This window comes from Paraburkholderia sp. BR10872 (assembly GCF_040965835.1).
Taxonomy (GTDB): Bacteria; Pseudomonadota; Gammaproteobacteria; order Burkholderiales; family Burkholderiaceae; genus Paraburkholderia; species Paraburkholderia nodosa_A.
Genome location: NZ_JBFRCN010000025.1, coordinates 104232 through 112104 on the forward strand (window position 1 = coordinate 104232; position 7873 = coordinate 112104).

The 7873-nt window shown below is 65.5% G+C and carries 10 protein-coding genes; 7 read left to right on the top strand and 3 right to left on the bottom strand.

Annotated elements, in window-relative coordinates:
* Positions 1 to 43 precede the first annotated feature (43 nt).
* The 3 genes from AB4Y43_RS20530 to AB4Y43_RS20540 are packed head-to-tail and all read left to right on the top strand — an operon-like array spanning position 44 to position 1376.
* The gene (locus AB4Y43_RS20530; RefSeq protein WP_342947515.1) at positions 44 to 472 is read left to right on the top strand and encodes a MarR family transcriptional regulator; all 429 of its coding nucleotides are present in this window, start codon (positions 44 to 46) and stop codon (positions 470 to 472) included.
* Between the two features lie 56 nt (positions 473 to 528).
* On the top strand, positions 529 to 657 hold the full coding sequence (locus AB4Y43_RS20535) for a hypothetical protein (protein WP_368728644.1): 129 nt from the start codon (positions 529 to 531) through the stop codon (positions 655 to 657).
* 32 nt (positions 658 to 689) lie between these two features.
* Positions 690 to 1376 carry a trimeric intracellular cation channel family protein gene (locus AB4Y43_RS20540; RefSeq protein ID WP_368685757.1) on the top strand — a complete coding sequence of 229 codons (687 nt, stop codon included), beginning with the start codon at positions 690 to 692 and terminating at the stop codon, positions 1374 to 1376.
* An 11-nt stretch (positions 1377 to 1387) separates the two neighbouring features.
* On the opposite strand, the gene AB4Y43_RS20545 is transcribed toward AB4Y43_RS20540, so the two are convergent.
* Positions 1388 to 1552 carry a hypothetical protein gene (locus AB4Y43_RS20545; RefSeq protein WP_368728645.1) on the bottom strand — a complete coding sequence of 55 codons (165 nt, stop codon included), beginning with the start codon at positions 1550 to 1552 and terminating at the stop codon, positions 1388 to 1390.
* A 164-nt stretch (positions 1553 to 1716) separates the two neighbouring features.
* Between AB4Y43_RS20545 and AB4Y43_RS20550 the strand changes: the two genes are divergently transcribed.
* The 4 genes from AB4Y43_RS20550 (at position 1717) to AB4Y43_RS20565 (ending at position 6746) form a co-directional block, all read left to right on the top strand.
* A complete protein-coding gene (locus AB4Y43_RS20550; protein WP_342947517.1) occupies positions 1717 to 2820 on the top strand; it encodes a porin in 1104 nt (367 codons plus the stop codon).
* Between the two features lie 54 nt (positions 2821 to 2874).
* On the top strand, positions 2875 to 5406 hold the full coding sequence (locus tag AB4Y43_RS20555) for a glucose/quinate/shikimate family membrane-bound PQQ-dependent dehydrogenase (protein ID WP_342947518.1): 2532 nt from the start codon (positions 2875 to 2877) through the stop codon (positions 5404 to 5406).
* 139 nt (positions 5407 to 5545) lie between these two features.
* Complete coding sequence (locus AB4Y43_RS20560) at positions 5546 to 6583, top strand: porin (RefSeq protein ID WP_342947519.1); 1038 nt, start codon at positions 5546 to 5548, stop codon at positions 6581 to 6583.
* Between the two features lie 22 nt (positions 6584 to 6605).
* A complete protein-coding gene (locus AB4Y43_RS20565) occupies positions 6606 to 6746 on the top strand; it encodes a hypothetical protein (protein ID WP_368606403.1) in 141 nt (46 codons plus the stop codon).
* Positions 6747 to 7178: 432 nt separating this feature from the next.
* Here AB4Y43_RS20565 and AB4Y43_RS20570 read toward each other — a convergent pair whose 3' ends face one another.
* Both AB4Y43_RS20570 and AB4Y43_RS20575 read right to left on the bottom strand, forming a co-directional pair.
* Positions 7179 to 7619, bottom strand: a complete 441-nt coding sequence (locus AB4Y43_RS20570) for a hypothetical protein (RefSeq protein WP_368728646.1) — start codon at positions 7617 to 7619, stop codon at positions 7179 to 7181.
* A gap of 155 nt (positions 7620 to 7774) precedes the next feature.
* On the bottom strand, positions 7775 to 7873 hold a 99-nt coding region (locus AB4Y43_RS20575), incomplete at its 5' end, for an IS3 family transposase (RefSeq protein WP_226200766.1).

The window sequence follows — 7873 nt, forward strand, 5'->3', positions numbered from 1 at the left end:
GACTATACTGGCGTCCAGCTAGCGTACGGATGGGAGCAGGCATTTGTATTCCGATTTCCTCACCTTCAGGCTCGATCAAACGAGCGCGCTGCTGATGGATCGCGCCAACGCGGTCTACCGCGAGCGCTGGGATCTCGACGTGCGTGCCATGCGCGTGCTGCGCATCATCCGCGCCGAGCCGGGCATCACGCCCAAGGCCGTTTCGCAGCGAGCGCTCATCGAAAAAACGCTGCTTTCCAAAACGCTCGGCGAACTCGAATCGCGTGGCCTGATTGGCCGCGGCACGCATGCGCAAGACCGGCGCAGCGTCGTGCTGCGCGTCACGCCCGAGGGCGCGAAAGTGGCGAATGCCTCGGAAAAGGCCGGCTCGAAGCTCGAAGCCGAACTCGCGGCCGTCCTCACCGAACACGAGCGCAAGACGCTCGACCAGTTGCTCGCCAAGCTTGCGCAGAGCCTGATCGACGGTGTTTGAGATCGCGGCGCACACGCCGCACATTGCACAATGAAATACGCATGAAGGAGTCGTCCATGCCCAATCTGGTCGAAACCGTGGCGCCCGCCATTGGCGCGCTGCTCGACCCCACCTTGCGCACCGGCCTCGAAGCGATGCTGTGCGCGCCCGCCGCCTGGCTCGGCCGCGAAAGCGAGGCGGCGTGAGCGTGGCACTCGGGGCGCACGTGGGCGCGCATATCAACGCTCACACGGCCTATACGGTACTCGACCTGATCGGCACATTCGCCTTCGCGATCTCTGGCGCCGTTGCCGCGCGGCAGCGGCGGCTGGATCTGTTCGGCATCGTCGTCGTGAGCTTCATGGTGGCGTGCGGCGGCGGCATCATCCGCGATCTGTGCATCGGCGCGGTGCCGCCAGCGGGGCTCGCGAACTGGGCCTACCTCGCCGTCACGCTGCTGGCTACGGGGCTGACCATTGCCGCGTATCCGCAGGTGCGGCGGCTGCGTCATCCCGTGCTGTTGTTCGATGCGATCGGTCTTGGGCTCTTTGCGGTGGCAGGCGCGCAGAAGGCGCTTGCATACAGCCAGAGCGCGGAGCCGGCCATCCTCCTCGGCATCGTGAGCGCGGTGGGCGGCGGCGTGATGCGCGACGTGCTGCTCTCGCGCGTGCCTGCCATTCTCGAGCGCGAGATCTATGCGTCGGCGGCGCTGCTAGGGGCCGCCGTGCAGGTGGGGCTCACGTATGCGGGCTGGTCGACGTTCTGGACGCCCTGGGTGGCCGTGATTTCGTGCGTGGCGCTGCGACTGGCGGCGCTCTACTTCGGCTGGCGTTTGCCGGTTTTTCACGCTGCGCGCTCGGCTCAGCCGCAACCTGCCCAGCGTGGCGACGCCGCGAAGGCCGATTCGCGGCACGACGCGCGCTAGCGCCAATCACCTTACGCCACGGGTTCGAACGCGATTTCGCCCGTTCGCATCGCGCCGATCTTCGGGCCGAAGCTGCGGATGTTCGAGAGCGTCGCGTTGTGGTGCGCATGGTGCGGCGCGGCACGCGAAATGCTCTGCGCCACCACCGCCGTCGCGCGCATGCAACTGTGCGTCATTCGCCGTCCAGCCAGAATGCGGCTTTCTTCACCACGCGCTATGCTTTTTGGTGCGCGATGTGGCCGGCATGAGCCCGGCCACGCCGGCTTGTCTGCACGTTCAACCACGTTATCCGCCCCGGCATGGACCGGATCAAGCAAGAAGACTCCACGAGGGAGCCAACGTGAAAGCGACTCTGGGCGTAGTCGTGCTGCTCGCCGCCAGTTCGGCCGCGAGCGCACAATCGAGCGTCACGATGTATGGCCGCGTGGATGGCGGCATCGAATACCTCAATCACATCGCGAACGGCAACGGCGGCAGTTCGAGCCGCTGGAGCGCCGAAGGCGGCGACTGGGGCACCAGCATGTTCGGCCTCAAGGGCACTGAGGACCTGGGCGGCGGCAGCGCCGCGATCTTCAACCTCGAAACCGCCGTGCAGATCATGAACGGCACCACGGGCGGCGGCCGGCTCTGGTCGCGCCGCGCCTATGTGGGTTTGAAGAACGACACATGGGGGCAACTGCAAGCCGGCCGTAATCTCTTCATCGACAGCGACGGCGTGTGGGCATTCGATCCGTTCGTGCAGCAGGCAGTGTCGTCGGCCTCGCTCGTGCGCGGGCGCAACTGGCAGCAAACGAGCAACAACGTCGAGTATCACAGCCCGGTATGGAACGGCCTCGACGTGCAGGGCCAGTATTCGTTCGGCAACCAGCCAGGCAACTTCAACGCCGGCGCCGAAGGCGAGTTCGGCCGCTCGGACGGCATCATGCTCTCGTATCACTCGCCGCTCTTCGACCTGCGCGGCATCTACGACGAACTACGCGATTCGAGCGGGCGCTTTTCCAACATCTTCACGGCCTCGCGCGAATACTTCGTGGGCGGCAACCTGCGCGTGCAGAAGTTCAAGATCCAGGCGGCGTACACGCATTACTCCGCACCCGATTCGCCGCCCGGCATTTCCGATACGGCCGACCACTACTGGCTGGGCGCGACCTGGCAGGCCACCCCGAAGTGGGCGGTGACCGCCGCGGGTTTCTATATTCATGTAGGCGAGGGCGGCGGCGACGCCTCGCACGACCCCGCGAGCCACGCCATGCTCTACGCGCTGGGCGCGACGTACAACCTCAGTGCGCGCACGTTCCTGTATGGCACGGTCGCGTATGTGGACAACAGCAAGAACGGCACGTTCTCGGTGTTCGCGACGCCGCGCGACTCGAGCACGCCGACCAGCCCCATGGCTGGCCAATCGCAGACGGGCGCCTACGTGGGGATGATGCACGTGTTCTGACGCCACGCTTTTTCCGCCATCGCAGACGACATTCTTCGAGGAAGGGTTGAGATCATGGCCAGACTATCGAAACCGCTGGGCTTCATCGGCGTCATCTCCGTGCTGTTCACCTTGCTCACGGCGGTGTATCTGCTGGCTGGCGGCGTGTGGCTCATGTCGCTCGGCGGCTCGCCTTACTACGTCGTGACGGGCGTGCTGCTGCTCGTCTTCGCGTGGCTGCTGTGGCGCGCGAGCCCCTCGGCGTTCGTGCTCTATGCGATCGTGCTGATCGGGACGGCGATCTGGGGCCTCTGGGAGTCGGGGCCGGACTTCTGGGCGCTCGTGCCGCGCTCGGGCGTGCTGGTGGTGTTCGGCATCTGGCTGCTCGTGCTCATGAGCTGGCATCTGGAGCGCCCGCGCCAGTTCGGCGTGCTTGCGCTCGTGGTCGGGCTGCTCGTATGGGGCGGCGTGCTCGTGTATGCGCATTTCAACGACCCGCAGCAGATCAACGGCTCGCTCGCGGCGGTGAGGGCCACGCCGGCGCCGAACGTCGACGGCATCGAGCCGTCCGAATGGCCCGCTTATGGACGCGACCAGCAAGGCACGCGCTATTCCCCGCTGCAGCAGATCACGCCCGAGAACGTGCATAACCTCCAGGTGGCATGGACCTTCCGCACCGGCGACATGAAAGGCCCCAACGATCCGGTCGAGATCACCAACGAAGTCACGCCGATCAAGATCGGCGATCTGCTTTACCTGTGCTCGCCGCACCAGATCCTGTTCGCGCTCGACGCCCAAACCGGCGAGCTCAAATGGAAGTTCGATCCGAAGCTTCAGGCCGATCCCTCGTTCCAGCACGTGACCTGCCGGGGCGTGTCGTTCGTGGACCTTTCGGCGGCGTCCGTGAACGCCGCGGCGGCGGACCTGGGAGCGACGGCGACAACGCCCGCGGCCGCATCGGACGCCGCGGCGGCTTCCGGAACCGAAGCGGGTGGGCCAGCCAGTGATCCCGCGTCGGCAACGCAAGCCGCCGCGCCCGCGAGCGCACCCGCGGCCGCAGCAACGTCTGCCGCCGCGAACGGCACCTGCATGCGACGCATCCTGCTGCCCGTGAACGACGGCCACCTGTATGCACTCGATGCGCTGACGGGCGAGCGCTGCGCGGGCTTCGGCAACAACGGCGACCTCGACCTGCAGCACGCCATGCCGGTCACGACGCCGGGCATGTACGAGCCCACCTCGCCGCCGATCGTCACGAACAAGGTGATCGTCGTGGCAGGCGCCGTGGAAGACAACTTCTCGACGCGCGAGCCCTCCGGCGTGATCCGCGGCTTCGACGTGCGCACGGGCGAATTGCTGTGGGCGTTCGATCCGGGCGCGGCGGACCCGAACAAGATTCCGGGCCCCGGCGAGCACTACGTGTGGAATTCGCCGAACTCGTGGGCGCCGGCCGCCTACGATGCCAAGCTCGACATCGTTTATCTGCCGATGGGCGTGAAGACGCCGGACATCTGGGGCGGCGACCGCACGCCCGACCTCGAGCGCTACGCAACGGGCCTGCTCGCGCTGCACGCGTCGACCGGCAAGCTCGCCTGGTTCTACCAGACGGTGCACCACGACCTGTGGGACATGGATCAGCCCTCGCAGCCCACGCTCGCCGACATCACCGACAAGGACGGCAAGACCGTGCCGGTGGTGTACGCGCCTGCGAAGACGGGCAACCTGTTCGTACTCGACCGCCGCACGGGGGCACTCGTGGTGCCTGCGCCCGAAATGCCGGTGCCGCAGGGCGCGGCGCCCGGCGACCACGTCTCGGCCACGCAGCCGTTCTCGGCGCTCACGTTCCGGCCGTCGAAGAATCTTACCGACGCCGACATGTGGGGCGCCACGATGTACGACCAGCTCATCTGCCGCGTGATGTTCCACCAGCTGCGCTATGAAGGCACGTTCACGCCGCCTTCGCTGCAAGGCTCGCTGATCTTCCCGGGCAACCTCGGCATGTTCGAATGGGGCGGCCTCGCCATCGACACCGACCGGCAGATCGCCGTGGCGAACCCCATCGCGCTGCCGTTCGTCTCGCGGCTCATCCCACGCGGGCCGGGCAATCCGCTCGAGCCGCAGCCGGGCGCGAAGGGCAGCGGCACGGAGGCGGGCATCCAGCCGCAATACGGCGTGCCTTACGGCGTGACGCTCAATCCGTTCATGTCGCCGATCGGTTTGCCTTGCAAGCAGCCGGCGTGGGGTTATATCTCCGTCGTCGACCTGAAGACCAACCAGATCGTCTGGAAAAAGCGCATCGGCACGACGCGCGACAGCTCGCCGATTCCCGTGGCCTTCCGCACGGGCATGCCGATGCTGGGCGGTCCGATGGTGACGGCGGGCGGCGTGATCTTCATCGGCGCGACGGCGGACAACTACCTGCGCGCCTTCGACGTGAACAACGGCAACCGGCTCTGGCAAGCGCGGCTGCCGGCGGGCGGCCAGGCCACGCCGATGACGTACGCGGTGAACGGCCGCCAGTTCGTCGTGATCGCGGCAGGCGGGCACGGCTCGTTCGGCACGAAGCTCGGCGACTACGTGATTGCCTACGCGCTGCCGAAGCAATAAGCAACGCGCGGCCGCCCGGCTGCACCGGGTGGCCGCGGCTTGCGGTTTTTCCACGCGGCGGCAGGTCACAAGCACGACGCCTGCCGCCCCTCATGCAGCATGCGACGCACCGCTCGTGCGCTTCACCCGCTTTTCCCACATGAGTCGAACATTGCGCGCAGCGCGCGCCTGGGCGGTGTTGTCTGCGGCAACCTTCGCCACGTTGCACACGATAAGCGCACACGCGCAAAGCTCGGTCACGCTGTACGGGGCGCTCGACACGAGCATCGAAGTGACGAATCCGGGCGCGGGCTGGGTCGCGCGCATGGACTCGGGCGCGTATCGCGGCTCGCGCTTCGGGCTGCGCGGCGTGGAGGATATCGGCGGCGGCATCAAGATATTGTTCGAGCTGGAAAACGGCTTCGGCTCCAACGACGGCACCTTTGCCGTAGCCAACACGATCTTCAACCGCCAGGCGTGGATAGGACTCGGCACGCAGTGGGGCACGGTGCGCGTGGGGCGGCAATACTCGCCGATCTATATTCCGTTCAAGGGACAGCTCGACGCGTTCGGCGCGGGCACCATCGCTTCGGGCCTCAACAATCTGTCGAAGATCACGCCTTATGAAAGCAACGCGATCACGTATCTGTCTCCCGACATCTACGGTTTCTCGACCACGCTGATGGCCTCGCTGCGCGATCCGTCCACGGGCAGCAACGGGCTGGCCGGCAACATCGAAACCGTCGAGTGGCGGCACGGACCGTTTCGCATCTCCTGGGCGCATCAACAGCAAAACGGCGATGGCGCGCTGCGAGCCAATCTGGGCGGCGTGTCGTATGTGCTCGGGCCGGTGACCGGGTTTCTCGCGTACTTCAATGGCGATGGCGGCACGCCGCGCAACCACAACAACGGCGTTTCGGTCTCGGCGCGCTATGCGGTGACCTCGCGGTTTCGCGCTTCACTGGGTTACGCGTGGGTGCACGACCTCTCGGGCGCCGACAACGACGCCGACCAGTTCAGCGCCGCATGCGAGTACGACCTTTCGAAGCGCGTGCTGCTCTACGCGAGCGCAGGGTGGCTGCGCAATCGCAATCAGGCGACCTTCACGCTGCGCGGCGTGAACGTCACCGGCCTTCCGCCGTCCTGGCCGGGTGCGCCTGTGCGCGGCGTGCAGTTCGGCATGATCGACCGCTTTTAAAGCGTACGGCTTGCGCCGGGCATTGCACGATAAAGTGGCGCTAGCGGACTTCCCAGGCGCGCTGATCGTGGCCTCGCACGACGCCGATTTCATCGCCGCGCTCGCGCCGACGCATACGATGCAATGGAGCCGCGAGGGATGGCGTTACGATCCCGTCATCTGATCCATCCATCGGATAACGAATCGTGCGACCTGATACATAGTCTTACTTACCGATTTCACTGCCGATCTCCCTGGAATCGGCAGGCGGTTTCACATGCGTCCATGCCGACGGATGTGACTGTACGTCGGAAGCACTCCATTCAATTGGGCGAAATGCGGGGACTTGCCCGGCCAAATTGCTCCGTTGCCTTTGCCGATTCGCCCCTGTCGTGATGGCCGCGAAAATACGGTAAAACTTGCTTTTCTGACGTTTCCTCAGACTACGCTGCGAGCGCAACGGTCGCGGCAATAACGCCGGGAATTTCGTGGATCTCGCGCTTCGGCGAGTGCGTTGGTCCGAGGCGATCATCTGCAATCCAAAGAAAAGGCCTCGCTCGCTACGCTGGCGCATTCGGGCTGTCTGGCGGTGTTTGCAACGCGGAGATCGCGACGCCTAGTCGAAGGCCGTGCAGAGGCGCTCGATCGGTACCGCGATCAGTATGCAGATCGAAAAAGCGAGACCAAAAGTGAAGGCCACGGAAGCCGTCGCTCCGCACCAGGCGATGAAGCGGTTGGCGTCGCGTTTTTCGTGCGCGACGTAGGCAATCTTGCGCCAGGCGCGGCCGGCGGCGTAGGTAATGGCGAGTGCAAGCACGAGCGCACAAACCGAGGCGATGCCGAGGATCCACTGCGTGCCGTGCCAGCCTGGCATCGGATCCTGCGAGACGACGTCGGCGCAGGCCGTGGAAACGAGCGTGACGCCGAGCGCCAGATGCAGCAGCCAGATGAGCGGCACCGCGCACAGACCGAGCCAGGCGGCGACGCGCTGTGCGCGCGTTGGCTCTGGGTGGGAGCCGGCGCCGGGTGGTTGCCCGGATGTGGGGGCGGGCGTCATGGGTTCCTCCAGCGAGGCGGCATGAGTTCGCGGCGCAGGAGATGTGCCCGGTGGACGTTATTCGATTTTACATAACATAAATTATCGAAACTTTTTGATGTACGGGCTAAGTTGTAGTGTCCGCTTTGGGGGTGCGGCGGAATTCTTGGACGGGTTTATGTCGTCAGCCCGAGGCTCTCCCGGTATTCAATCGGACTGAGTGCGCCAAGCGAGATCTTGATCCGTTTCTCGTTGTACCAGCGAATGTACGAGTC